The 23,069-nt window shown below is 72.8% G+C and carries 19 protein-coding genes; 9 read left to right on the top strand and 10 right to left on the bottom strand.

Features of this window, described 5'->3' with window-relative positions:
- Positions 1–38 precede the first annotated feature (38 nt).
- Entirely contained in the window at positions 39–1,010 is a 972-nt protein-coding gene (locus EI169_RS14745) for a substrate-binding domain-containing protein (RefSeq protein WP_164515513.1), read from the top strand.
- 135 nt (positions 1,011–1,145) lie between these two features.
- Here EI169_RS14745 and EI169_RS14740 read toward each other — a convergent pair whose 3' ends face one another.
- From EI169_RS14740 to EI169_RS14720, 5 genes are all read right to left on the bottom strand, one after another.
- Complete coding sequence (locus EI169_RS14740; RefSeq protein ID WP_125132993.1) at positions 1,146–2,900, bottom strand: beta-galactosidase family protein; 1,755 nt, start codon at positions 2,898–2,900, stop codon at positions 1,146–1,148.
- A 14-nt stretch (positions 2,901–2,914) separates the two neighbouring features.
- Positions 2,915–4,432 carry an alpha-L-arabinofuranosidase C-terminal domain-containing protein gene (locus EI169_RS14735; protein ID WP_205783826.1) on the bottom strand — a complete coding sequence of 506 codons (1,518 nt, stop codon included), beginning with the start codon at positions 4,430–4,432 and terminating at the stop codon, positions 2,915–2,917.
- A 65-nt stretch (positions 4,433–4,497) separates the two neighbouring features.
- Positions 4,498–5,841, bottom strand: coding sequence for a sugar ABC transporter substrate-binding protein (locus EI169_RS14730; protein WP_125132992.1), 1,344 nt, complete (start codon positions 5,839–5,841; stop codon positions 4,498–4,500).
- 82 nt (positions 5,842–5,923) lie between these two features.
- Positions 5,924–6,856: a carbohydrate ABC transporter permease gene (locus EI169_RS14725; RefSeq protein ID WP_125132991.1), complete on the bottom strand. Its 933-nt coding sequence runs from the start codon at positions 6,854–6,856 to the stop codon at positions 5,924–5,926.
- On the bottom strand, positions 6,853–7,770 hold the full coding sequence (locus EI169_RS14720; RefSeq protein WP_125132990.1) for a sugar ABC transporter permease: 918 nt from the start codon (positions 7,768–7,770) through the stop codon (positions 6,853–6,855). The genes EI169_RS14725 and EI169_RS14720 overlap by 4 nt, the downstream gene beginning before the upstream one ends.
- Before the next feature lie 167 nt (positions 7,771–7,937).
- On the opposite strand from EI169_RS14720, the gene EI169_RS14715 reads away from it, so the two are divergent.
- From EI169_RS14715 to EI169_RS14705, 3 genes are all read left to right on the top strand, one after another.
- The gene (locus EI169_RS14715) at positions 7,938–8,918 is read left to right on the top strand and encodes a LacI family DNA-binding transcriptional regulator (protein WP_125133512.1); all 981 of its coding nucleotides are present in this window, start codon (positions 7,938–7,940) and stop codon (positions 8,916–8,918) included.
- 114 nt (positions 8,919–9,032) lie between these two features.
- A complete protein-coding gene (locus tag EI169_RS14710; RefSeq protein WP_125132989.1) occupies positions 9,033–10,115 on the top strand; it encodes a glycerate kinase in 1,083 nt (360 codons plus the stop codon).
- Positions 10,116–10,283: 168 nt separating this feature from the next.
- Positions 10,284–11,327: an NAD(P)-dependent alcohol dehydrogenase gene (locus EI169_RS14705; RefSeq protein ID WP_125132988.1), complete on the top strand. Its 1,044-nt coding sequence runs from the start codon at positions 10,284–10,286 to the stop codon at positions 11,325–11,327.
- A gap of 116 nt (positions 11,328–11,443) precedes the next feature.
- On the opposite strand, the gene pgm is transcribed toward EI169_RS14705, so the two are convergent.
- Both pgm and EI169_RS14695 read right to left on the bottom strand, forming a co-directional pair.
- Positions 11,444–13,090, bottom strand: a complete 1,647-nt coding sequence (gene pgm / locus EI169_RS14700) for a phosphoglucomutase (alpha-D-glucose-1,6-bisphosphate-dependent) (protein WP_125132987.1) — start codon at positions 13,088–13,090, stop codon at positions 11,444–11,446.
- Positions 13,091–13,129: 39 nt separating this feature from the next.
- Positions 13,130–14,038 (bottom strand): LysR family transcriptional regulator, encoded by a 909-nt coding sequence (locus EI169_RS14695; protein WP_125132986.1) that lies wholly within the window; start codon positions 14,036–14,038, stop codon positions 13,130–13,132.
- Positions 14,039–14,111: 73 nt separating this feature from the next.
- Here EI169_RS14695 and EI169_RS14690 point away from each other — a divergent pair, with 73 nt between their 5' ends.
- The 3 genes from EI169_RS14690 to EI169_RS14680 are packed head-to-tail and all read left to right on the top strand — an operon-like array spanning position 14,112 to position 16,871.
- Positions 14,112–15,068: an EamA family transporter gene (locus tag EI169_RS14690; RefSeq protein WP_125132985.1), complete on the top strand. Its 957-nt coding sequence runs from the start codon at positions 14,112–14,114 to the stop codon at positions 15,066–15,068.
- Between the two features lie 10 nt (positions 15,069–15,078).
- Positions 15,079–16,041, top strand: a complete 963-nt coding sequence (gene pheA / locus EI169_RS14685) for a prephenate dehydratase (RefSeq protein ID WP_240640476.1) — start codon at positions 15,079–15,081, stop codon at positions 16,039–16,041.
- Complete coding sequence (locus tag EI169_RS14680) at positions 16,038–16,871, top strand: PhzF family phenazine biosynthesis isomerase (RefSeq protein WP_125132983.1); 834 nt, start codon at positions 16,038–16,040, stop codon at positions 16,869–16,871. Before pheA ends, EI169_RS14680 begins: the two co-directional genes overlap by 4 nt.
- A gap of 16 nt (positions 16,872–16,887) precedes the next feature.
- Here EI169_RS14680 and EI169_RS14675 read toward each other — a convergent pair whose 3' ends face one another.
- The 3 genes from EI169_RS14675 to EI169_RS14665 all read right to left on the bottom strand — a co-directional run bounded on the left by EI169_RS14675 (position 16,888) and on the right by EI169_RS14665 (position 20,821).
- A complete protein-coding gene (locus tag EI169_RS14675; RefSeq protein WP_125132982.1) occupies positions 16,888–17,937 on the bottom strand; it encodes an LLM class flavin-dependent oxidoreductase in 1,050 nt (349 codons plus the stop codon).
- A gap of 117 nt (positions 17,938–18,054) precedes the next feature.
- On the bottom strand, positions 18,055–19,425 hold the full coding sequence (locus EI169_RS14670) for a deoxyribodipyrimidine photo-lyase (RefSeq protein WP_125132981.1): 1,371 nt from the start codon (positions 19,423–19,425) through the stop codon (positions 18,055–18,057).
- 52 nt (positions 19,426–19,477) lie between these two features.
- Positions 19,478–20,821: a diacylglycerol kinase family protein gene (locus tag EI169_RS14665; RefSeq protein WP_125132980.1), complete on the bottom strand. Its 1,344-nt coding sequence runs from the start codon at positions 20,819–20,821 to the stop codon at positions 19,478–19,480.
- A gap of 59 nt (positions 20,822–20,880) precedes the next feature.
- Between EI169_RS14665 and serS the strand changes: the two genes are divergently transcribed.
- Together serS and EI169_RS14655 are read left to right on the top strand one after the other, a co-directional pair.
- Positions 20,881–22,161 carry a serine--tRNA ligase gene (serS, locus tag EI169_RS14660; protein WP_125132979.1) on the top strand — a complete coding sequence of 427 codons (1,281 nt, stop codon included), beginning with the start codon at positions 20,881–20,883 and terminating at the stop codon, positions 22,159–22,161.
- Complete coding sequence (locus tag EI169_RS14655; RefSeq protein ID WP_125132978.1) at positions 22,158–23,048, top strand: HAD family hydrolase; 891 nt, start codon at positions 22,158–22,160, stop codon at positions 23,046–23,048. The genes serS and EI169_RS14655 overlap by 4 nt, the downstream gene beginning before the upstream one ends.
- Positions 23,049–23,069: the final 21 nt, after the last annotated feature.

The following is a 23,069-nucleotide window of genomic DNA, read 5'->3' as shown; positions in this document are numbered from 1 at the left end:
CGGGCGTGATATCGTCAACACGACCTGCGGGAGGGCGGATGGCGGCGCGAGTGTCGATGGCCGACGTGGCCGCCCACGCGGGGGTGTCGGCGCAGACGGTGTCGCGGGTGGCGAACGGCAGCCCGCGCGTCGACCCGGCCACGCGGGCGCGCGTCGAGCGGTCGATGACAGCGCTCGGGTACCGGATGCACCGAGCCGCCCGCGCGCTGCGCACCGGGCGCTCGCGCACGCTCGGCGTCGTCGTGTCGACCCTCGCGTCGGTCGGCAACTCGCGCATGCTCGAAGCGATCGCCGAGGTCGCCGCCGACGGCGACTACGCACTCGCGGTCGCGATCGCCCGCGGCGACGGCGGCGTCGCCGACGCGTTCGCGCGGCTGATCGATCAGGAGGTCGACGGCGTCGTCGTGCTCAACGAGGCGACGCCGCTCACGCGCGCGGCCGACGTGCCCACCGCGATCCCCGTCGTCGTCGTCGACTCGCCCCCCGACGCGCGGTTCGCCGTCGTCGGCACGGATCATGCGGGTGGCGCCGCCGCCGCCGTCGCGCACCTGCTCTCCCTCGGGCACGCCACGGTGCACCACGTGGCCGGTCCGGCCGGCTCCTTCGCCGCCGACGAGCGCGAGCGCGGCTGGCGCGCGGCGCTGGCGGCGGCGGGGGCACCCGCGCCCGAGCCGGTGCGCGGCGACTGGACCGCCGCATCCGGATACGCCGCCGCAGACGCGCTGCGCGACGCGACGGCCGTGTTCGTCGCGAACGACCAGATGGCGCTCGGGGTGCTCCGTGCCGTCGCCGACGCCGGCCGCGACGTGCCCGGCGACGTCGCGGTGGTCGGCTTCGACGACCTGGTCGACGCCGCGCAGTTCCGTCCGCCGCTCACGACGGTGCGCCAGGACTTCGCCGAGCTCGGCCGCCGCGCGGTCGCGGCCGTCGTCGCGCAGGTCGAGGGCGGCGCGCTCCCGGCTCCCGCGATCGTGCCGGCCGAGCTCGTCGTGCGCGCCAGCTCTGGCTGACCGCGCGCAGAATTCAGGCTCGAACGCCTTTTCCGGCGCGACGCGGCGGCTGCAGCACCGCTGAGCCTGAATTCTGCGCGTGAATTGCGCCCCGGAGCCCCGGTGTGCGCAGACCGCGACGCGCGTGAACCGCGGCTACTCGTCGGTCGGGCCGAGCACCGGATGGGGCACGAACCGCGCCACGGGCGCGGCGCCCTCGAGCTCGAGCACGACGAGCTCGTTCTCGCCCGCGCGCGTCACGGCGCCGGGCACGAACAGCGTCCGCTGCGGGCCGTTGCGCCAGTACCGGCCGAGGAAGAAGCCGTTGACGAACGCGAAGCCCTTAGCCCAGCCGTCGGTGTCGAGGAACAGGTCGGATGCGGCGTCCAGGGCGAACGCGCCCCGCAGCCCGATGCGCCCCGGCGCCGTGCCGGCCGCCCCAGCCGCCCCGCTGGCGACGGCGGCTGCGACGGAGGCGAGGTCGATCGGCGTCGCGCGCCACCCCGTGACGTGGCGGCCGCCGACACGCACGGGGCCGATGAGGCCCTTCGGCTCGCCGAGGCGCTCGCCGTAGTCGACGCGACCCTGCTCCTCGACGAGGAGCGTCACGCGCGCGCCGCGCGGGATCGACAGGGTGCGCTCGTGGTGGATCCGCGCGAGCCGGCCGGCGGGCCGCCCGTCCACGAGCACCCACGCCATGTCGCGCACGGCCGTCGACTCCAGCGGCGCGGCGTCGTCGTCGCCGAACACCGCCGGGTCGAGGTCGGCGTCGTACCGTACGAGGGGTCCGAGGTGCCCGAGTCGCTCGAACGTCGGGGGCTCCGCCGAGCCGTCGTCGTCGGCGGCCGCGGGCATCCAGTCGCCCGTCGCGGTGAGGGCGACGGTCAGCGCGGGCGCGGGCGTGCCGGCCGCGGGCAGCTCGTCGGGCACGGGGGCGTACTTCGCGATCACGTCGCGGAAGGCGTGGAACTTCGCCGTGGGGCGGCCGGCCTCATCCAGCGGGGCGTCGTAGTCGTACGACGTCACGACCGGCAGGTACCGGCCCTTGTGGTTGGCGCCGGAGGTGGCGCCGAAGTTCGTGCCGCCGTGCAGCATGTACAGGTTCACGGATGCGCCGGCCGCCAGCAGCGCGTCGAGCTCGGCCGCCGAGGCCGCCGCATCCGTCGTGTGATGCACGCCGCCCCACCAGTCGAACCAGCCGTCCCAGAACTCCGAGCACATGAGGGGGCCCGTGGGCTGGTGCTCGCGGAGCGTGCGCAGGCGGTCGGCCGCGCGCGATCCGAACGACCCGGTCTTGTGCAGCTCCGGGAGGCTGCCGGCGGCGAGCATGGCCGGCTCGGGCTGGTCGACCGTCGTGAGCGGCACCGTGATGCCGGCCGCGCGCGTGACCTCGACGAGGGTCCGCAGGTAGTCGGCGTCGTCGCCGTACGCGCCGTACTCGTTCTCGATCTGCACGAGGATGACGTTGCCGCCGCGGTCGATCTGACGCGGCGCGACGATGTCGTACACGCGGCGGAGGTAGTCGGTGACCGCCGCGAGGTACTGCGGCTCGGAACGGCGCAGGCCGAGGCCCTCGATTCCGGTCAGCCACACCGGGAGGCCGCCGTTGTGCCACTCCGCGCAGATGTAGGGACCGGGCCGCACGATCGCGTGCAGCCCCTCCGCGGCGACGAGGTCGAGGAAGCGGCCGAGGTCGTTCCACCCCGTCGTGTCCCACGCGCCGCGCTCGGGCTCGTGGGCGTTCCACGCCACGTACGTCTCGACGGCGTTGAGGCCGAGGAGACGTGCCGAGCGGATGCGGTCGGCCCACTGGTCGGGGTGGATGCGGAAGTAGTGCAGCGCGCCCGAGATGATGCGGTGCGGGGCGCCGTCGAGCAGGAAGTCGGTCTCGCCGATGGTGAAGGTCGTCACGGGGTCTCTCGGGTTCAGGCGGACGTGCGCGCGGTGAGGCGCGCCCACGCGACGGGGGGAAGCGTGACGCGGATCGAGGTCGGGCCGGTGCGCTCGACGCGGAGGTCGAGGGGCCGGACGGGCTGGGAGTCGGCGGTGTTGACGGTGCGGCGGTCGCCGCCCTCGGGCGCGGACACGACGAGGGCTGCCGCATCCGCGACCTCGGCGCCGAGATCGAGGTCGACGACGGCGGCATCCTCGAGCCCGCGGTGCACAAGGAAGACGCTCGTGCGGTCGCCCTCGACGGTCGCGACCGCGTCGACGAGCCCGGCCTCGCCGTGGCGAGTCGCCGTGGTCGGGGCGTCGATGCGGGGGAGGACGACCGATCCGGTGGCCTCGGCCGCGGTCAGCTGGAAGGGGAAGAACGTGGTCTGCCGCCATGCCGGGCCTCCCGGCTCGGTGCGGATGGGCGCGATGACGTTCACGAGCTGCGCGAGGTTCGCCATCGTGACGCGGTCGGCATGGCGCAGGAGCGTGATGAGGAGGGACCCGACGACGACGGCGTCGGTGACGGTGTAGTCGTCCTCGATGAGGCGCGGCGCGACGGGCCACTCGCCGGTGAGCACGCGCGGCTTGTCGACCTCGTTCCACCGGGTCTGGTTCCACACGTTCCACTCGTCGACGCTGATGCCGACGGGCTCGCCCGCGGGCGTGCGTGCGCCGACCTCGTCGATGATCGCGGCGACCTCCCGCAGGTAGCGGTCCAAGCCCACGGCCGACGCGAGGAAGCCCTCGGCGTCGCCCGGCGTCTCCTCGTAGTACGCGTGCACCGAGATGTGGTCGACGAGGCCGTCGGTGCGCGCGAGCACGGTCCGCTCCCACGCGCCGAACGTCGGCATCTCGTGGTTGGAGCTGCCGGCGGCGACGAGCTCGATGGAGGGGTCGATGAAGCGCATCAGCCGTGCGGTCTCGGCGGCGAGCCGGCCGTACTCGTCGGCGGTCTTGTGCCCGATCTGCCACGGGCCGTCCATCTCGTTGCCCAGACACCAGACGCGGATGCCGAACGGCTCGTCGCGGCCGTTGCGGCGGCGGCGCTCGCTGAGTGCGGTACCGCCGGGATGGTTCGCGTACTCGAGCAGATCGGCGGCCTCCGCGACACCGCGGGTGCCGAGGTTCACCGCCTCCATGAGCTCCAGGCCCGCCGCAACCGCCCACGCGGCGAACTCGTGCAGTCCGACGTGATTGGTCTCGGTGCTGTGCCACGCGGCGTCCAGGCGCACGGGGCGCTGGGCGCGCGGGCCGACGCCGTCCTCCCAGCGGTAGCCCGACACGAAGTTGCCGCCGGGGTAGCGCACGATCGTCGCGCCGAGCTCGCGCACCAGCGCGAGCACGTCTGCCCGGAAGCCGTCCGCGTCCGCGGTCGGATGCTCCGGCTCGTGGATGCCGTCGTAGACGCAGCGCCCCATGTGCTCGACGAACGTGCCGAACAGGCGCCGGGGGACGGCGGCGAGGCGGTCGGTCGGATCGACGGCGATGCGGATGCTGGTGGTCATGCTGTGCTCTCGGGTGGGAAGGGGACGGGGTGGCCGGTCGCGCGACCGACCACCCCGTCTCGGGCTCACTTGTCGACGGTGAAGCCCTGGGAGTTGCCGTACTCGACGAGCTGGTCCTGCCACGTGGACAGGCCCTCGTTGAGGTCGCCCTTCGACGCGTACTGCTGGCCCACGGTGTCGCCGAAGATGCTGTTGGCGTACACCTGGAACGGCAGATAGCTCCAGCCGTCGCGCACCTGCGTCGAGGCCTCGGTCAGCACCTGGTTGATCTGCTGGCCGCCGAAGTAATCCGACGCCGCGTCGACGAAGGCCGGGTCGCTCAGCTGCGTGGTGGTCGAGGGGAATCCGCCCGACTCGGCGAAGATCTTCAGGCTCTCCTCGTCGTTGTTGAGCCACTTGAGGAAGCCAGCCGCGAGCGCCGGGTTCTTGCTCTGCTTCGTGACCGCCTGGCCGCCGCCGCCGTTCTCCGCCGTGACCGGCGTGCCGTCGTACGTCGGGATGGGCGCGACGCGCCACTTGCCGGCGCCGTCGGCGACCGAGGACTCCAGGACGCCCGGCATCCACGCACCGGTGATGAGCGTCGCGATCGAGCCGTCGCCGAGCGCCTTGAACCACTCGTCGCTCCACGAGGGGGTGTCGGCGAGCAGGCCGCCGTCGACGAGCTGGTTCCACGTGTCGGCCCACTTCTTGGAGCCCTCGTCCTGCAGGTCGATCGTGACGTTCGTGCCGTCGGTCGTGAACGGCGTGCCGCCGGCCTGCCAGATCATGCTGGTCGCGAAGCCGGGGTCGCCGGTGTCGGAGGTGATGTGCTTGGACGGGTCGGCCGCGGTGAGCTTCTTCGCCTCGGCGATGTACTCGTCCCACGTCGTGGGGACGGTCAGGCCGTACTGGTCGAAGACCTCCTTGTTGTAGAACAGCGCCATGGGGCCGGAGTCCTGCGGGAGGCCGTAGATCTTGCCGTCGAAGTCGACCGAGCCCCACGTGCCGGGGCTGTAGTCGTCCTCCAGGTCGCCGAATCCGTACGGGGCGAGGTCGACGAGCGCGTCCGACAGCGCGAACTGCGGGAAGGCGTAGTACTCGATCTGCACGACATCGGGCGCGCCGGAGCCCGCCTTGATGGCGTTCTGCAGCTTCGTGTACTCGTCGGTGTTGGTGCCGGCGTTGACCAGGTTGACCTTGACGTTCGGGTAGGCCTTCTCGAACGCGGCGACCTGCGCCTCGGCCGAGGGCGTCCACGACCAGTAGGTGATCTCGCCGCCCTGCTCGAGCGCGCTCTCGATGTCGTCGGCGCCGCCGCCGGCCGCGGTGCCGCCGGAGGAGCAGGCGGCGAGCGACCCGGCCGCGACCGCGGCGGCCGCGACGGCGAAGACGGCACGCCGCACTGCGGTGCCCTTGCGCATGGTTGTCATCGGGTTTCCTTCACTGTGGATGGGGTGGGTGGAGTGGTTTCCGGGGCAGGACGCTCCGGGTGGGGGGAGGTCTTCGTGGGCGTCACTGCTTGACGCTTCCGGCGCTCAGGCCCGACTGCCAGTAGCGCTGCAGCACGAGGAACGCCACGACGATCGGGATGATCGACAGCAGCGACCCGGTGATGACGAGGTTGTAGATGGGCTGCGCGGCGACGCCCGTGGCCTGTGCGTTCCACTGGTTCAGGCCCACCGTGAGCGGGTACCACGCGGGGTCGCTCAGCATGATGAGGGGCAGGAAGTAGTTGTTCCACGTCGCCACCACGGCGAACAGCAGCACCGTGACGATTCCGGGGGCGAGCAGGCGGATGCTGATGGTGAAGAAGGTCCGCAGCTCACCGGCGCCGTCCATCCGGGCCGCCTCCAGCAGCTCCGTGGGGATCGCGTCGGTCGCGTAGACCCACACGAGGTACAGACCGAACGGGCTGATGAGGGACGGGATGATGATCGCCCACGGCGTGTTCGTGAGGCCGAGCTGGCTGAACAGCAGGAAGGTCGGCACTGCGAGGGCGGTGCCCGGCACCGCGATCGCGCCGAGGATCACCGCGAACACCGCCTTGCGGCCGCGGAAGTTGTACTTCGCGAGGCCGTAGCCGGCCATCGTCGCGAGGATCGTGGCGCCGCCGGCGCCGACCACGACGTACAGCAGCGTGTTGCCGAGCCAGCGCAGGAAGATGCCGTCGCGGTACGTCAGCGTCTGCACGATGTTGTCGCCGAGCGCGAAGCTGCCGCCGAACCACAGCCCGAAGGTGCCGAACAGGTCGCCCTGGGTCTTGGTCGCGTTGATGACGAGCCACAGCAGCGGCACGAGCGTGTAGAGCAGGTACAGCGCGAACACGATCGTGAGGACGACCGACTTGCGCGCGTGCGCGGGCGATGTGCGGCTGTAGTTCGGCACGCGGCGGCGGCGCACCGGGGTGGTCGCGACGGGCGGGCGGGCGGGGGCGGCGGTGGTCATCGCACCTCCTGACGGGAGCCGCGCAGCTGCACGACGTAGGCGATGACCGCGGTGATGACGCCCATGATGATGGCGATCGTCGCGGCGTAGTTGTACTGCTGCCCCGCGAAGGACAGGTTGTACGCGTACATGTTGGGCGTGTAGAAGGTCGAGATCGTGTTCGGCGCGAGGGGCTTGAGGATGTTCGGCTCGTTGAACAGCTGGAAGCTGCCGATGATCGAGAAGATCGTCGCGATCACGAGCGCGCCGCGGACCGCCGGGATCTTGATGGAGAAGATCGTGCGCCACGCGCCCGCGCCGTCGATCGAGGCCGCTTCGTACAGCTCACCGGGGATCGTCTTCAGCGACGAGTAGAAGATCAGCATGTTGTAGCCGACGAACTGCCACGTCACGATGTTGCCGATCGACAGCAGCATCCACTGCGGCACGAAGGGCTGGAGCACGTCGGAGCCGAGCAGGTCGTTGATGTTGCCGGTGAGCCCGAACTGGTCGCCGTAGATGTAGCCCCACATGAGCACCGCGACCACGGCGGGGACCGCGTACGGCAGGAAGATCACGATGCGGTACAGAGCGGTCGCGTACAGGCGCGCGCTGTCGATCGCGAGAGCGGCCGCGAGGGCCAGCAGCAGCATGATCGGCACCTGCACGACGAGGAACACCAGGACGCGCAGGAATCCGTCCCAGAACTTCGCGTCGCCGAAGGCCTGGACGTAGTTCGCGAAGCCCACGAACGCGTTGCCGCCGATCAGCTGGTCGCGGAAGAGGCTGAGGTACAGCGCGTAGGCCAGCGGCGCGAGGAACACGACGGCGAACACGATCGCGAACGGGGCCACGAAGATCCAGCCGCGCTCGTCGACGCGCATGCGGCGGCGGGCCGGTCGCAGGGCGGGCGGGGGAGCCGTCGTGGTCGTCATCGTCCGGAGTGCCTCGTGCTTCGCTGCGGGATCCGTCGCGGGGTCGGCGGATGTTGACGTAAACATAAACCGGGTGTCGCTAGCATGTCAACGTCAACATGGGAGGCGCGGTGGACGACACGGCAACGACGGCGAGCACGGACACCGCGCGCCGCCGCAAGACCTCCATGGCCGACGTCGCCGAGGCGGCGGGCGTGTCGGGACAGACCGTCTCGCGCGTGGCGAACGGGCGGACGAACGTCGACCCCGCCACGCGCGACCGCGTGCTCGAAGCGATGGAGCGTCTCGGCTACCGGCCCAACAGCGCCGCGCGGGCGCTGCGCTCGGGCCGCTTCCGCAGCATCGGCGTGATCATGTTCTCGCTGTCGTCCTACGGCAACAGCCGCACCCTCGACGCGGTCGCGTCCGTGGCCGCCGCATCCGGATACTCCATCACGCTCATCACGGTCGAGTCAGCGACGCAGTCCGACGTGTCGGGCGCGTTCGTGCGCCTGCGCGAGCACAACGTCGACGGCGTCGTCATCCTCATCGAGACCCACCGCCTGGGCGAGACGGAGCTCGCACTGCCGATGGGGCTGCCCGTCGTCGTCGTCGACTCGAGCGCCGACTACCCCTACCCCGTCGTCGACACCGATCAGGCGCAGGGCGCGCGCCTGGCTGTCGAGCATCTGCTCGCGCTCGGGCACGAGACCGTCCACCACGTCTCGGGCCCCCGCGAGTCGTTCTCCGCCGAGCGGCGCCGCGACGGCTTCCTCGAGACGCTCGCGGCGCGAGGCCGCACGCCCGGCCGCGTCGAGGTGGGCGACTGGACGGCCGACTCCGGCTACCGGATCGGGCGCGGGCTCGCCGCCGATCCCGGCGTCACCGCCGTCTTCGCGGCGAACGACCAGATGGCGCTGGGCGTCATCCGGGCGTTGCACGAAGCGGGGCGCCGCGTGCCGCACGAGGTGAGCGTCATCGGGTTCGACGACATGCCGGATGCGGCGAACTACTGGCCACCGCTGACCACGGTGCGCCAGCATTTCGAGCGCGTCGGCGAGCACGCCGTGCGGGCCCTCATCGCCGAGATCGAGTCGGACGAGCTTCCGGTCGATCGCGTGCTCGTTCCGACTGAGCTGGTCGTCCGGCAGAGCACCGCCGCCCGCTGAGACCGCCCTCCGGCGTGCAGAATTCAGGCCGAGGCGACGGCGCGCGCGCTGTCGGCGGGCGAAAGGCCGTCTGAGCCTGAATTCTGACCGCGTCGCGGGCGAGAGGATGGGCGCATGCGCGTCGTCGTCGCCCCCGACAGCTTCAAGGGCTCGATCCGCGCGGATGCGGCGGCCGCCGCGCTCGCGGAGGGCTGGCGCAGCGTGCGCCCGGCCGACGACGTGCGCGCGCGTCCGATGGCCGACGGCGGCGAGGGCACGCTCGCAGCGATCGCCGCGGCGGTCCCGGCAGCCGTGCGTGTGCCCGTGACGGTCGAGGGGCCTACGGGCGCCCCGGTCGAGGCGGTATGGCTGCGGCTGGCCGACGGGACGGGCGTCGTCGAGCTCGCCTCGACGTCGGGCATCGAGCTGCTCGGCGGCCGGCTCCGCCCCGGTCGCGCGTCCACGCGCGGATTCGGTGAGGCGATCGCGGCCGCCCTCGGCGACGGGGTGGCGCGGCTCGTCCTCGGCATCGGGTCGAGCGCCTCCACCGACGGCGGCGTCGGCATGCTCGTCGCCCTCGGCGCCCGGATCACGGATGCCGCGGGCGTGCCCGTGCGCCCCGGCGCCGACGGGCTCGCCGACGTCGCGTCCGTCGACGTGCGTTCGCTCCGGCCGCTGCCCCCCGGCGGCGTCCGCGTGCTCACCGACGTGACGAGCCCGCTCCTCGGACCGCGCGGCGCGGCGGCCGTGTTCGGACCGCAGAAGGGGCTCGACCCCGCCGGCGTGGCCCGCGCCGACGCGGGCCTCGCCCGGCTCGCCGCATTCGCTCCGCACGGCTCGCCGGCGGCGCCGGGGGCCGGCGCCGCCGGCGGCACGGGGTGGGCGCTCGGCCTGTGGGGCGCGCGGCTCCAACCCGGCGCGCCGGCCGTGGCCGACATCATCGGGCTGCCGGCGGCCGCCGCATCCGCCGACCTCGTGATCACGGGCGAGGGGGCGTTCGACGCGTCGTCGGGCGCCGGCAAGGTGCCGGGCTTCGTCGCCGGCCTCGCGCCCGGCCGCACGGCGCTCGTGGCGGGGCGGATCGCGCCCGGCGCCGGCACCGCCGCGTTCGCCGCGACCATGGAGCTGAGCGCGCTGGCCGGATCGGCCGCCGCGGCGCTGTCCGATCCGGCGCGCTGGCTCCGCGCCGCCGGCGCCGCCCTCGCACGTCGCATGTGACAGCCTCGCCGTCGCGTCCCCACCCGATGAACGCTTCCGGCGCTGAGAAGCGCGGTGCGACGGCGTTTCTCAGCGCGGATCGGCTTTATCACGACGGAGCCGGGGATGCAGGGGCGCGAAGCGGCGCTCGGCGCCGGGTAATCTCGACAGCCGACCCCGAGGAGAACAATGACGACGACCGTGCGCGCCTACGCCGCCGCATCCGCGACCGAACCCCTGAAGCCCACGCAGATCGAGCGCCGCGACGTCGGCCCGCGCGACGTGCGCATCGACATCGCATACGCCGGCATCTGCCACTCCGACATCCACACGATCCGCGGCGAGTGGGGCGAGCAGGTCTACCCGCTCACGGTCGGGCACGAGATCGTCGGCACCGTCGCCGAGGTCGGCTCCGAGGTCACGCGCTACGCCGTCGGCGACCGGGTCGGCGTGGGCTGCATGGTCAACTCGTGCCGCGAGTGCGAGAACTGCCTGGCCGGGTTCGAGCAGTACTGCCTCGAGGGCAACATCCAGACGTACGCCGCGGTGGACCGCGACGGCTCGATCACGCAGGGCGGCTACGCGCAGGGCATCGTCGTCGACGAGCACTTCGTGCTGCGCGTGCCCGAGTCGATCCCCTACGACAAGGCCGCGCCGCTCTTGTGCGCCGGCATCACGACGTACTCGCCGCTGCGGCACTGGAACGTCGGCCCGGGCTCGAAGGTCGCGATCGTCGGGCTCGGCGGCCTCGGCCACATGGGTGTGAAGATCGCCCACGCCCTCGGCGCCGAGGTGACGGTGCTGTCGCAGTCGCTGCGCAAGAAGGACGACGGCCTGGCTCTCGGCGCCAACCACTACTACGCCACGAGCGACCGCGAGACGTTCGCTTCGCTGCGCAACACGTTCGACGTCATCCTCAACACCGTGAGTGCGCCGCTGGATCTGAAGCAGTACCTCTCGCTGCTCAAGCTCGACGGCACGATGGTCAACGTGGGAGCCCCGCCGGAGCCGCTGCCGATCCAGGTCTTCACGCTGTTCGCCAACCGGCGCTCGTTCGCCGGGTCGTCGATCGGCGGCATCCGTGAGACGCAGGAGATGCTCGACTTCTGCGCCGAGCACGGCATCGCGCCCGAGACCGAGCTGATCGAGGCATCCGCGATCAACGAGGCGTACGAGCGCGTTCTCGCGAGCGACGTGCGCTACCGCTTCGTCATCGACGCCGCGACCATCTGAGCGCGCGAGAGCAGGCAAATCGGCCGAGATCAGTACTTTCTCGCGCGAGAAGTACTGCATCCGACCGATTTGCCTGCTCTGGCCGGCAGGGGCAGGCACACGACGGGCGGATGCGGCTACGCGTCGCCGAGCGCGGCCGAGACCACGGCGCGGGCCTCGGCCTGCACCTCGCGCAGGTGCTCCTCGCCGCGCAGGCTCTCGGCGTACAGCTTGTAGACGTCCTCCGTGCCCGACGGGCGCGCGGCGAACCATGCGTCGGCGGTCTGCACCTTCAGGCCGCCGATCGCCGCGCCGTTGCCCGGCGCGTGCGAGAGCTTCGCGGTGATCGGCTCGCCCGCGAGCTCGGTCGCCGCCACCGCGTCGGGGGAGAGCTTGCCGAGCGCCGCCTTCTGCGCAGGCGTCGCGGGGGCGTCCACGCGCTGGTACGCGGATGCGCCGAACTCGGCCTCGAGCTCCGCGTAGCGCTGCGACGGGGTCTTGCCCGTGACGGCGAGGATCTCCGCGGCGAGCAGGCACAGCAGGATGCCGTCCTTGTCGGTCGTCCACACCGAGCCGTCGGTGCGGAGGAACGACGCGCCCGCCGACTCCTCGCCGCCGAACGCGACGGAGCCGTCGAGCAGCCCCGGCACGAACCACTTGAACCCGACCGGCACCTCGTACAGGCGCCGGCCGAGGCCTGCGACGACCTTGTCGATGATCATCGACGACACGAGCGTCTTGCCCACCGCCGCATCCGCCGACCAGCCGGGGCGGTGCGAGAACAGGTAGTCGATCGCGACGGCGAGGTAGTGGTTGGGGTTCATGAGCCCGGCGTCGGGCGTGACGATGCCGTGCCGGTCGGCGTCGGCGTCGTTGCCCGTGAGGATGTCGTACTCGTCACGGCGCGCGACGAGCGCGGCCATGGCCGAGGGGGAGGACGGATCCATGCGGATCTTCTCGTCCCAGTCGAGCGTCATGAACTTCCACGTCGGGTCGACCTCGGGGTTCACGACCGTGAGGTCGAGGCCGTACACCTCCGCGATGAGCGCCCAGTACTCCACGGATGCTCCGCCCAGCGGGTCGGCGCCGATCCTCACGCCGGCGGTGCGGATCGCGTCCACGTCGAGGATGTTCGCGAGGTCGCGGACGTACGCGTCGCGGAAGTCGTACTGACCGAGCGCGTCGAGGTCGATGTCGGCGTGCCGCGTGCGCTTCACGCCCTGCAGGCCCGCCGCGATGAGCTCGTTGGCGCGGTCGGCGATCCAGCCCGTCGCATCCGTGTCGGCCGGGCCGCCGTGCGGCGGGTTGTACTTGAAGCCGCCGTCGCGCGGCGGGTTGTGACTCGGCGTCACGACGATGCCGTCAGCGCGACCGGGGTCGTCGGCTGATCGGCCGTGGTTGTAGGTGAGGATCGCGTGGCTGAGCGCCGGGGTCGGCACCCACGAGTCGCGGGAGTCCACGCGCACGTCGACGCCGTTGGCGACGAGCACCTCGATCGCGCTGCGCTCGGCGGGCAGCGACAGCCCGTGGGTGTCGCGGCCGAGGAAGAGCGGGCCGGTGATGCCCTGCGCGGCCCGGTAGTCGACGATCGCCTGCGTCGTGGCGAGGATGTGGTCCTCGTTGAAGCTCGTGGACAGGCTCGAGCCGCGGTGCCCGCTCGTGCCGAACGCGACGCGCTGCTCGGGCACGGCGGGATCGGGCTTGCGGTCGTAGTAGGCGGCGATCAGCTCGTCGATGTCGACGAGATCGGATGCTTCGGCGGGGAGTCCTGCGCGACTGCTCATGCGCCCAGTCTGCCCGTTGCGCGCGCCCCTCGATACCACTCAGCCGGGCAGGCGCGCCGACAGCGCGGCGAGCACGGCATGCAGCGCGGGGGAGTCGGCCTGCGAGCGCCGATGCACTGTGACGACGTCGCGCGTGGAGGCGGGGTCGGCCGTCGGGATCGCCACGAGCCCCGGGCCGAGCGGGCCGCGCCCCAGGCGCGGGATGAGCGCGACGCCCAGGCCCGCACGCACCAGCTCGAGGTGGTTGTGGAACTCCATCGACTCGTGCACGACGCGGGGCGCGCCGCCCACCCCGTCGAACAGGCGCCGCAGCCACTGGCGGCAGATCGTCGTCTCGAACGTCGCGATCCACGGCTCGTCGGCGAGGTCGGCCGGATGCAGCACGTCGCGGCCGGCGAGCGGGTGGTCCTCGCGCAGGATGACGTCGGCGATGTCGGTGTAGAGCGGCGTCGCGACGAGCGAATCGGGGAGGGCGAGGGCGATGCCGCCCCACTGGTGCGCGATGCCGAGATCGCGCTGCCCCGACGCGACGAGCGCGACGGTCTCCCACGGCTCGCTCTCGCGCAGCGGCAGCCGCAGGCGCGGATGCGTGCGGGCGAGGTCGGCGAGGACGTCGGCGAGGAGCCCGCGCACGACGGACGAGAACGCCGCGATGCGCAGCTCGCCGGTGATCTCGGCGGCGTCGGCGACACCGGCGTGCAGGTCGGCGCGCAGGCGCGCGAGGTCGGCGAGGATCGGCGTCGAGGAGATCACGAGGCGCGATCCGGCCTCGGTGAGGAGTACGCCCCGGCCGACGCGCTCGAGCAGGGGCACGCCCGTCTCGCGCTCGAGGCGCTTGATCTGCTGCGACACCGCCGACGGCGTGAAGCCGCGCACCGCAGCGGCACCGGCGACGCTGCCCTCCGTCGCGACCGCGTGGAGGGACTGGACGGCGTCGAGGTCGATCATGAAGCGATGCTACCGATTTCGCGGAAGAAAGCATCGCTTGTGCTTCATCCGGTGCATCCGCTGGACTCGACGCGTGAGTCGCCGTGACATGCTCCTGGCCGCCGCCGTCGCATCGGCGTGGGGCTTCAACTTCGTGGTCATCGACTGGGGCATGGCCGGCATCCCGCCGCTGCTGTTCGTCGCGATCCGCTTCGCGGTGGTCGCCGCGTTCGTCGTCGTCGTGCCGCGCCCGCGCGGGTCGTGGCGCACGGTCGTCGGCGTGGGGCTGTTCATGAGCCTCGGCCAGTTCGGCCTGCTGTACACGGCACTCGCGCTCGGGCTGCAGCCGGGGCTCGCGGCGCTGCTCCTGCAGGCGCAGGCGGTGTTCACGATCGCGATCGCCGCGGGCGTGCTGCGCGAGCGGCCCACCGCCGCGCAGGTGGCGGGGGTGGCGGCCGGCGTGGTCGGGCTCGCCGTCATCGCGACCGGCCGCGGCGGCGATGCGCCGCTCCTGGCCGTGCTGCTCGCGCTCGCCGCCGCGCTGTCGTGGGCGATCGGCAACGTCATCTCGCGTCGTGCGGGGGTGGTCGCCGGCCCGGGGCGCCTCGGCGCGCTCTCGCTCACGGTGTGGTCGGCGCTCGTCGTGCCGGTGCCCGCGCTCGCGCTCTCGCTCGTGATCGAGGGCCCGGGGGCGGTGCTCGCGGGGCTCGCCGCCTTCGGCGGGCGGGCGGCGCTTTCGACGGCGTACACGGCGATCGTCTGCACGCTCGTCGGCTACGCGATCTTCAACGCGCTCCTGGCCCGCAACCGCTCCGCCGCGGTCGTGCCGTGGGTGCTCCTCGCGCCCGTCGTCGCGATGGTCGCGGCCGCCGTGCTCCTCGGCCAGGTCCCCACCGTGGCCGAGGCCATCGGGGGCGTCGTGCTCGTGCTCGGCGTGCTCGTCGCATCCGTCCCCCTTGCCGCGCTGCGTCGCGTGTCCACGACACGCCGCCCGGCGGCGCGGGATGCGGCGCGTCGGGGACGCTCAACCGCTGGGGAGCGCGCGGGCTAGGCTTGCGCGCGTGACGCCCGAGCACGAGACCCCGCCCGTCCGCCGCACGTACAGCTACCTCGGACCCGCGGGGACCTTCACGGAGGCCGCGCTCGCGCAGGTGCCGGAGGCGCGCGACCAGGTGTGGCGCCCCGTGCGCAACATCGGCGAGGCGCTCGACGACGTCGTCGAAGGACGATCCGACGCGGCGATGCTCGCGATCGAGAACTCCGTCGACGGCGGGGTGTCCACGGCGCAGGACGCGTTGGCGACGATGCCGGGCCTGCGCATCGTCGGGGAGTACCTCGTGCCGGTGAGCTTCGTGCTCGTCGCCCGGCCGGGCACGCGGCTCGAGGACGTGTCGCTCGTCGCGGCGCATCCGGTCGCCTACGCGCAATGCCTGCGGTGGCTCTCGACCACGCTGCCCGCGCACGCGCACCTCCCCGCCGAGAGCAACGTCGCGAGCGCCCTGGGCCTCCTCGACGCCACCAGCAACGCGGATGCGGCGATCGCCGCGCCCGGGATCGTCGCGCACCACGACCTCGAGGTGCTGGCCGAGGGGATCGGCGACAACGCCAACGCCGTGACCCGGTTCGTGCTCGTGTCGCGGACGGTCGCCCCCGCCCCTCCCACGGGCGCCGACAAGACCTCGCTCATCGTCGAGCTGCCCGAAGACCACCCCGGCGCGCTGCTGGAGCTGCTCGAGCAGTTCGCGACGCGCGGCATCAACCTGTCGCTGCTGGCGTCGCGGCCGATCGGCGACGCCCTCGGCCGCTACCGGTTCGTCATCGACGCCGATGGGCACATCGAGGACGAGCGCATGGCCGACGCGCTGCTGGGGCTGCGCCGCTTCAGCCCCAAGGTCATCTACCTCGGCTCGTACGCACGCGCGGATCGCGCGATCGTCCGCTACCCCGAGCGCTACTCCGACGACGTGTTCGTCGAGGCGCGCGACTGGCTGCGCGGCCTGCTCAGCGGCGAGCCCGACGCGTGACGCCCGAGGTCCTGCGGTACGCGGCGTTCGCCGATCCGCAGCATCCCGGCGGCGGGAATCCCGCCGGGATCGTGACGGATGCCGCGGGCCTCGACGAGGCGCGGATGCAGCGGATCGCGGCCGAGGTGGGCTTCGCCGAGACGGCGTTCCTCACCGGGGAGCGGCGCATCCGCTACTTCTCGCCCATCGCCGAGGTGCCGTTCTGCGGTCACGCGACGATCGCGACGGCGGTCGTGCTGGCCGAGCGCGACGGACTCGGGCCGCGCACGTTCGAGACCCCGGTCGGTCCGGTGCGCATCGAGACCGCGCGCGATCCCGACGGGGTGGTCCGGGCGGCGTTCACGAGCGTCGCGCCGCGCGTCGAGGGCATCGATCCCTCCGTGCTCGCGCGGCTGCTCGACCTCCTCGGGCTCGAGCCCGGCGACCTCGACCCGGCCCTTCCGGTGCGGGTCGCGTTCGCGGGCAACCGGCACCCCGTGCTGGTCGTGCGCGAGCGTGCGGTCTTCGACGGCTTCGCCTTCGACCCCGCCGCGGTGCGCGCGCTCATGGACGCCGAGGGCTGGACCGGCACGGTCACGGTCGTGCACCGCGTCGGCGACGCCGTGTGGGAGGCGCGCAACCTCTTCCCGGTGGGCGCGATCACCGAAGACCCGGCGACCGGGTCGGCCGCCGCATCCTTCGGTGGATATCTGCGGGAGCTCGGCGCGGTGCAGCCGCCGGCGACCCTGCGCATCCACCAGGGAGCGCACGTCGGCCGCCCGAGCCTCCTGCAGGTCGACATCCCCGACGCCGGCGGAATCACCGTCTCGGGAACCGCGACGCCGCTCTGACCCGGCCCGCGACGGCTCAGGCTGCGACGGACGCCGTCGACAGCAGTTCGAGCGAGCGGATGCGGCCGGGCGCGGTGTCCAGCGGCTCGCCGTCGTAGGCGCCCGCCACGGGCGAGATCATGACCTCGTCCACGCCCCAGCGCTCGGCGAACGCCGCGAGCTCGGCGCGCACCGTGGCGCCGTCGCCGACGAACCACTTCGCGCGGGCGGCATCCATGATCGTGGTCGACAGCCCGTCCCACGGATCGGCCTTGGCCTGCTCGACGGTCTCGAGCGGCACGAGCGGCCGGTTCGTGCGCAGCCGCGCCATCATGCGCAGCTGCGGCAGGGCGCGCTCCCCGGCCTCCTCGGCCGTGTCGGCGGCCACGACGTTCGCGGTGAGGAACGTGCGCGGCGCGTCGAGGTACTCGCTCGGCTGGAACTCCTGCCGGTAGAGGGCGAGCGCGCGCTCGAGCCCCTCGCCGGAGAAGTGGTTCGCGAACACGTACGGCAGGCCGAGGCTGGCCGCGAGCCGCGCGGAGTAGTCGCTCGAGCCGAGCAGCCACACCTCGGGCGAGCCCTGCGAGACGGGCGTGGCGTGCACGGTGTACTCGCCGCCGGAGGTGAAGCGCACGGTCGCGCCCTGGGCGGAGGTGAGCGCGAGGATATTCGCGATGTGCTCCGGGAAGCGGTCGACGTCGCTCGTCGTGCCGGTGCGCAAGAGCAGCTGCGTGATGACCGGGTCCGACCCGGGGGCGCGGCCGATGCCGAGGTCGACGCGGCCCGGGGCGATCGCCTCGAGCGCCGCGAACTGCTCGGCGACGACGAGCGGCGCGTGGTTCGGCAGCATGACGCCGCCGGAGCCGACGCGGATGCGCTCGGTGCGCGACGCGGCCGCCGCGATGAGCACGGGCGGGGTCGTCGAGGCCACGGCGGGCATGTTGTGGTGCTCGGCGAACCAGTACCGGCGGTAGCCGAGGCGGTCGGCGCGCACGGCGGTGTCGAGCGAGGCGGCGACCGCCTGCGCGCTGGACTGCCCCGAGCGCACGGGGATGAGGTCGAGGACCGACAGCTGGGGGAAGCTCACCCCCACTCCAACCCCGCCGCGCTCGCCGGTGTTCCCTCTCCGCTCACTCGTCGTATATCGCGGCAAGCGCGCGCATTCTCACGCGATATACGACGAGTGAACGGAGGGGGAGGGGCGTCAGCCCCCGTGGCGGACGTGCGCGTACGCGTCGAGGGCGGCCTGTCGCGTCTCCTTCAGGTCGACGATCGGCTCCGGCGGGTCGTCGGAGAGGAACTCCGGCGCCCATTCCCGCACGTACTCGTCGTGCGGGTCGAACTTCTCGCGCTGGGTCTCGGGGTTGAAGACGCGGAAGTACGGCGCCGCGTCGGCGCCGGAGCCGGCCACCCACTGCCAGTTGAAGGGGTTGCTCGCCGCATCCGCGTCGACGAGGCAGTCCCAGAACCACTGCTCGCCGTGGCGCCAGTCGATCAGCAGGTTCTTGCACAGGAACGACGCGGTGACCATGCGCACGCGGTTGTGCATGACGCCCGTGCGCCACAGCTGGCGCATGCCGGCGTCGACGACGGCGATGCCGGTGCGTCCGCGCTGCCACGCCTCCAGGTGGCTCGGCTCCAGCCGCGGCCACGGGAAGGCGTCGTACTCGCTCCGCCAGTTCTTCGTCGCCAGATCGGGGAAGTGGAACAGCACGTGCCATGCGAACTCGCGCCACACCACCTCCGACAGGAACCCCGTGGCGGACTTCGCGTGCTCGCCGCTGCCGCGGTGCTCGATCGTGTCCTTCCACACCTGGTACGGGCTCAGCTCGCCCCACCGCAGCCGCGGCGACAGCTGCGAGGTGACCCCGCCGGCGAACACGTCGCGGTACTTCGCGTAGTCGCCGAGGTCCTCGTCGAGGAACGCGCGCAGCCGCGCGCGGGCGGCCGGCTCGCCGGGCTCCCACGTCTCGCGCAGCCCGCCGGCCCAGTCGGGCTTCGTCGGCAGCAGCCCCCACTCGTCGAGGTCGTCGGATGCGGCGCGCGTGCGGGCGCCCGTGACCGAGCGCGGCTCGGGGAGGGGGTCGCGCGGGGACGGCAGCTTCTGCACCGCGCGCGCGAACGGCGAGTACACGCCGTAGGGCGTGCCGGAGCCGGTGCGCACGGTCCACGGCTCGTAGAGGAGGTTCGCGGCGAACGACTCGACCGTGAGCCCGTCGTCGCGGAGGCTCGACTTCAGCCCCGCATCGATCTCGCGCTCGGGGCCGCCGTAGCGGCGGTTCCAGAACACCGCGCCGGCAGACGTGTCGGCGACGACGTCGGGCACGACGTCGGCCGCCCGGCCGCGGCGCAGGATCAGGGTCGCGCCCTTGTCGTGCAGGCGGTCGCGCAGCGACGCCAGGGAATGGTGCAGCCACCAGCGAGCGGCGCCCCCGAGAGCCCGCACGCCGTCCGACTCCTCGTCGAGCACGTACAGGCCGACGATCGGCTCGTCGCGGTCGATCGCGGCGCGCAGCGCCGGATGGTCGGCCAGACGCAGATCGTCGCGGAACCACACGAGGGACGGGCTGGACATGGCTCGACGCTATCCAGCGCCGGTCGCGTCGGCCCGGGCTTGACAGCCCGGACTACAGCGACGCGGTCGGGTGGCCGGCCGGGACGGCGACCTGGAGCCCGCCGGGCACGATGCGGCAGTGGATGCGGGTGGCCTCGCCGAACTCGTCGCCGTCGAGCTCGACGGGCTGCGCGGGGGCGGTCGCCGTCTCGATCTGACGGCCCTGGCGGTAGTGCACCGACGAGTCGCGGCCGCGACGCTCGAGCACCCGGCGGCCGGCGCGGAAGCGCCGCAGGAACGAGTTGTCCCACCAGATCTTCCGCCATACGCCCAGCCATCCGAGCGGCCCCGCGGGCTGGATGATGGCGACGTCGAGCTGCCCGTCGGTGATCGACGCATCCGGGATGAGCGCGATGCCCGCCGGGAGCGCCCCGCAGTTGGCGAACAGGATGCTCTGCACGCGCGACGAGTGGAGGCGGTGCTCGTCGAGCTGGTACACCACGCGGAACGGCTTGGCCGTCACGAGGGAGCGCGCGGCGCCGTCGACGTACGCGACCCAGCCGACGGTCTTCTTCAGCTCCGGGCGCGTGTTCGCGATCATCGCCGCGTCCAGGCCCATGCCGGCCATGACGACGAAGCCGTGCTCCTCGGTGCTGCCGTCGGTGCGCCGCAGGCGCGCGACACCCACGTCGACCGAGAGCACGTCGCCGGCGAAGGTGGCGCGGATCATGGCGTCGGCGTCGTCGAGGGGCAGGTTGAGGTTGCGGGCGAGGAGGTTCCCCGTGCCGCTCGGCACGATCGTGAGCGGGATGCCGGTGTCGGTGAGGGCTTCCGCCACCGCGCGGACGGTGCCGTCACCGCCGGCCACGAGCACCGCGTCGACGCCGTCGTGCACGGCGGCCCGCGTCGCATCGTCGCCGAGGTCGTCGACCGTCGTCTCGAAGAAGAGGGGCTCCGCCCACTCCGCCTCGGCGGACAGCTCGGCCACGCGGGCGCGCAGCTGCGCCGGATCGGTCTTGATGGGGTTGTAGACGAGCGCGGCGCGCCGCAGGTCGGTCTCCGGCGCCGTCATCGTGGTGTGCTCGCCGTCGGCGGTCACGCGGCGGGCTTCGCCGTGCTCGCCGTCGGCCGTATCGGGCTCGACGTCCTCCGGCTCGCGGATGACGTCGTCGGGCGCCGCGGCCTCGGCCGGATGCGGCGCGTCCTTCGACGCGCCTTCGGGGCCGGGGGCGCCGACCTCGTCGGCCTGCTCCGCCTCCGCCGCATCCGGGGCGATGCTCGTCGCGGCGAACTCGGCGGTGTCGGTGGGCACGTCCTCCTCGGGGGCCGGCCGCGTCTCGTGCTCGAGCACGGGATCTTCCGGATCTTCGGGCTCGCGGGAGGAGTCGTCGTTGCGTGAGCCGTCGGACGCCGCCATGGGGTCCACCCTAGGCCAGCCGCGGACCCGCTGCGGGCGGGCTTGACTAGACTCGACGCGTGATCGACCTGACCCTGCTGCGCGAGGATCCCGAGCGGGTGAAGCGCTCGCAGATCGCCCGCGGCGAGTCGCCCGAGACCGTCGATGCGGCGATCGCCGCCGACCGCGACCGCCGCGCCGCCATCACGGCGTTCGAGGAGCTGCGTGCCGAGCAGAACGCCCACGGCAAGCGCGTCGCGCAGGCGCCCAAGGACGAGAAGGCCGCGCTCGTGGCGCAGGCGAAAGACCTCAGCGACCGCGTGAAGGCGGCACAGCACGCCGTGACCGAGGCCGAGGCCGCGGCAGAGGCGGCACTCGCGCGCATCGAGAACATCGTGATCGACGGCGTGCCCGCCGGCGGCGAGGACGACTTCGTCACGCTCCGCACGCACGGCGAGCCCGCGCGCTTCGGCTTCGAGCCGCGCGACCACCTCGAGCTCGGCGAGATGCTCGGCGCGATCGACATGGAGCGCGGCACGAAGGTGTCGGGGAGCCGCTTCTACTTCCTCACCGGCATCGGCGCACGGCTCGAGCTCGCGCTCATGACGCTCGCGCTCGACCGCGCGCTCGCCGCCGGGTTCACGCCGATCATCCCGCCGACCCTCGTGCGTCCGGAGGTCATGCGCGGCACGGGCTTCCTCGGCCAGCACGCCGACGAGATCTACCACCTCGACGACGACGACCTGTACCTGGTCGGCACGAGCGAGGTGCCGCTGGCCGGCTACCACATGGACGAGATCCTCGATCTCGAGCGCGGCGCCAAGCGGTACGCGGGCTGGTCGACCTGCTACCGGCGCGAGGCCGGCTCGTACGGCAAGGACACGCGCGGCATCATCCGCGTGCACCAGTTCAACAAGCTCGAGATGTTCGTCTACACCACGCCCGACGAGGCCGAGGCCGAGCACCTCCGGCTCGTGGAGATGCAGGAGCGGATGCTGCAGGACCTGGATCTCGCGTACCGCGTCATCGACGTCGCCGCCGGCGACCTGGGGTCCAGCGCCGCCCGCAAGTACGACATCGAGGCGTGGGTGCCGACGCAGGGCGCCTACCGCGAGCTCACGAGCACGTCGAACTGCACCACGTACCAGGCGCGCCGGCTCGACATCCGCTATCGGCAGGCGGCCGAGGGCGGCGGACAGGGCAGGACGACGCCCGTCGCGACCCTGAACGGCACCCTCGCGACCACCCGCTGGATCGTGGCGCTCCTCGAGACGCATCAGCGCGCCGACGGGTCGGTGACGGTGCCCGAGGTGCTCCGGCCCTACCTCGGTGGACTGGCCGTGCTGGAGCCCATCGCGTGACGGACGATCCGCATGTCCCGGCCCCCGGCGAGGTCGAGACGCGGCCGCAGGCCGACGCGGCCGAGGCCGTCGCGGACGTCGCGCCCGCCGCATCCGCGGAGCGCCTGCTCATCGCGCTCGACGTCGACGGCACCGTGATCCTCGAGGACGAGTCGCTGAGCCCGGGCGTCGTGGACGCCGTCGCGCACGCGCAGAGCCTCGGCCACGAGGTGATGCTCGCGACGGGGCGGAGCTGGGACAGCACCGAGCGCATCATGCACGTCCTGGGCATCGAGCCCGAGTACGCCGTGTGCTCCAACGGTGCGATCATCATGGGCCGCACCGCCGGAGGCGGGTACGAGCGCGTGCACGTCGAGACGTTCGACCCCGCCGAAGTGCTCGCGCTGCTCCGTGGTCATCTGCGCGACGCGCGGTACATGGTGGAGCTGCCCGACGGCACGCGCCTGTACACCGAGTACCTCGAGGACTGGAACCTGCGCGGCGCCGATCGCGTGACGTTCGAGCAGCTGTCGCACCAGCCCGTCTGCCGCGTCGTGGTCGTCTCCCCGGGGCAGACCGACGAGGACTTCCTCGAGCTCGTCAGCCGCATCGGCCTCAGCCAGGTGTCGTACGCGATCGGCTGGACGGCGTGGCTCGACATCGCGCCGCAGGGCGTCAACAAGGCGACCGGGCTGCAGATCGTCCGCGAGCGCCTGGGCATCGCGCCCGAGAACGTGCTCGTGATGGGCGACGGGCGCAACGACATCGAGATGTTCCAGTGGGCGCTCGAGCACGGCGGCCGCGCGATCGCGATGGGCCAGGGCCCCGCCGAGGTGCACGCGGCTGCCGGCGAAGTCGGCCCGTCGGTCGCGGATGGCGGCGTCGCCGCGATCCTCCGCGCCCTGTAACCGACCTCCGCCCGCGGGCGC

Origin of the sequence: Microbacterium sp. 10M-3C3 (assembly GCF_003931875.1) — a bacterium.
Classification (GTDB): Bacteria; Actinomycetota; Actinomycetes; order Actinomycetales; family Microbacteriaceae; genus Microbacterium.
Note: the sequence above shows the minus strand (reverse complement) of the source record. Positions and strands in the feature narration are given on the sequence as shown.

Bases quoted from the DNA above. Each gene is read 5' to 3' on its own strand.
- EI169_RS14745 (WP_164515513.1), top strand. From the start codon at position 39: ATGGCGGCGCGAGTGTCGATGGCCGACGTGGCCGCCCACGCGGGGGTG.
- EI169_RS14735 (WP_205783826.1), bottom strand. From the start codon at position 4,432: ATGACCACCAGCATCCGCATCGCCGTCGATCCGACCGACCGCCTCGCC.
- EI169_RS14730 (WP_125132992.1), bottom strand. From the start codon at position 5,841: ATGACAACCATGCGCAAGGGCACCGCAGTGCGGCGTGCCGTCTTCGCC.
- EI169_RS14725 (WP_125132991.1), bottom strand. From the start codon at position 6,856: ATGACCACCGCCGCCCCCGCCCGCCCGCCCGTCGCGACCACCCCGGTG.
- EI169_RS14720 (WP_125132990.1), bottom strand. From the start codon at position 7,770: ATGACGACCACGACGGCTCCCCCGCCCGCCCTGCGACCGGCCCGCCGC.
- EI169_RS14715 (WP_125133512.1), top strand. From the start codon at position 7,938: ATGGCCGACGTCGCCGAGGCGGCGGGCGTGTCGGGACAGACCGTCTCG.
- EI169_RS14710 (WP_125132989.1), top strand. From the start codon at position 9,033: ATGCGCGTCGTCGTCGCCCCCGACAGCTTCAAGGGCTCGATCCGCGCG.
- EI169_RS14705 (WP_125132988.1), top strand. From the start codon at position 10,284: ATGACGACGACCGTGCGCGCCTACGCCGCCGCATCCGCGACCGAACCC.
- pgm (WP_125132987.1), bottom strand. From the start codon at position 13,090: ATGAGCAGTCGCGCAGGACTCCCCGCCGAAGCATCCGATCTCGTCGAC.
- EI169_RS14695 (WP_125132986.1), bottom strand. From the start codon at position 14,038: ATGATCGACCTCGACGCCGTCCAGTCCCTCCACGCGGTCGCGACGGAG.
- EI169_RS14670 (WP_125132981.1), bottom strand. From the start codon at position 19,425: ATGTCCAGCCCGTCCCTCGTGTGGTTCCGCGACGATCTGCGTCTGGCC.
- EI169_RS14665 (WP_125132980.1), bottom strand. From the start codon at position 20,821: ATGGCGGCGTCCGACGGCTCACGCAACGACGACTCCTCCCGCGAGCCC.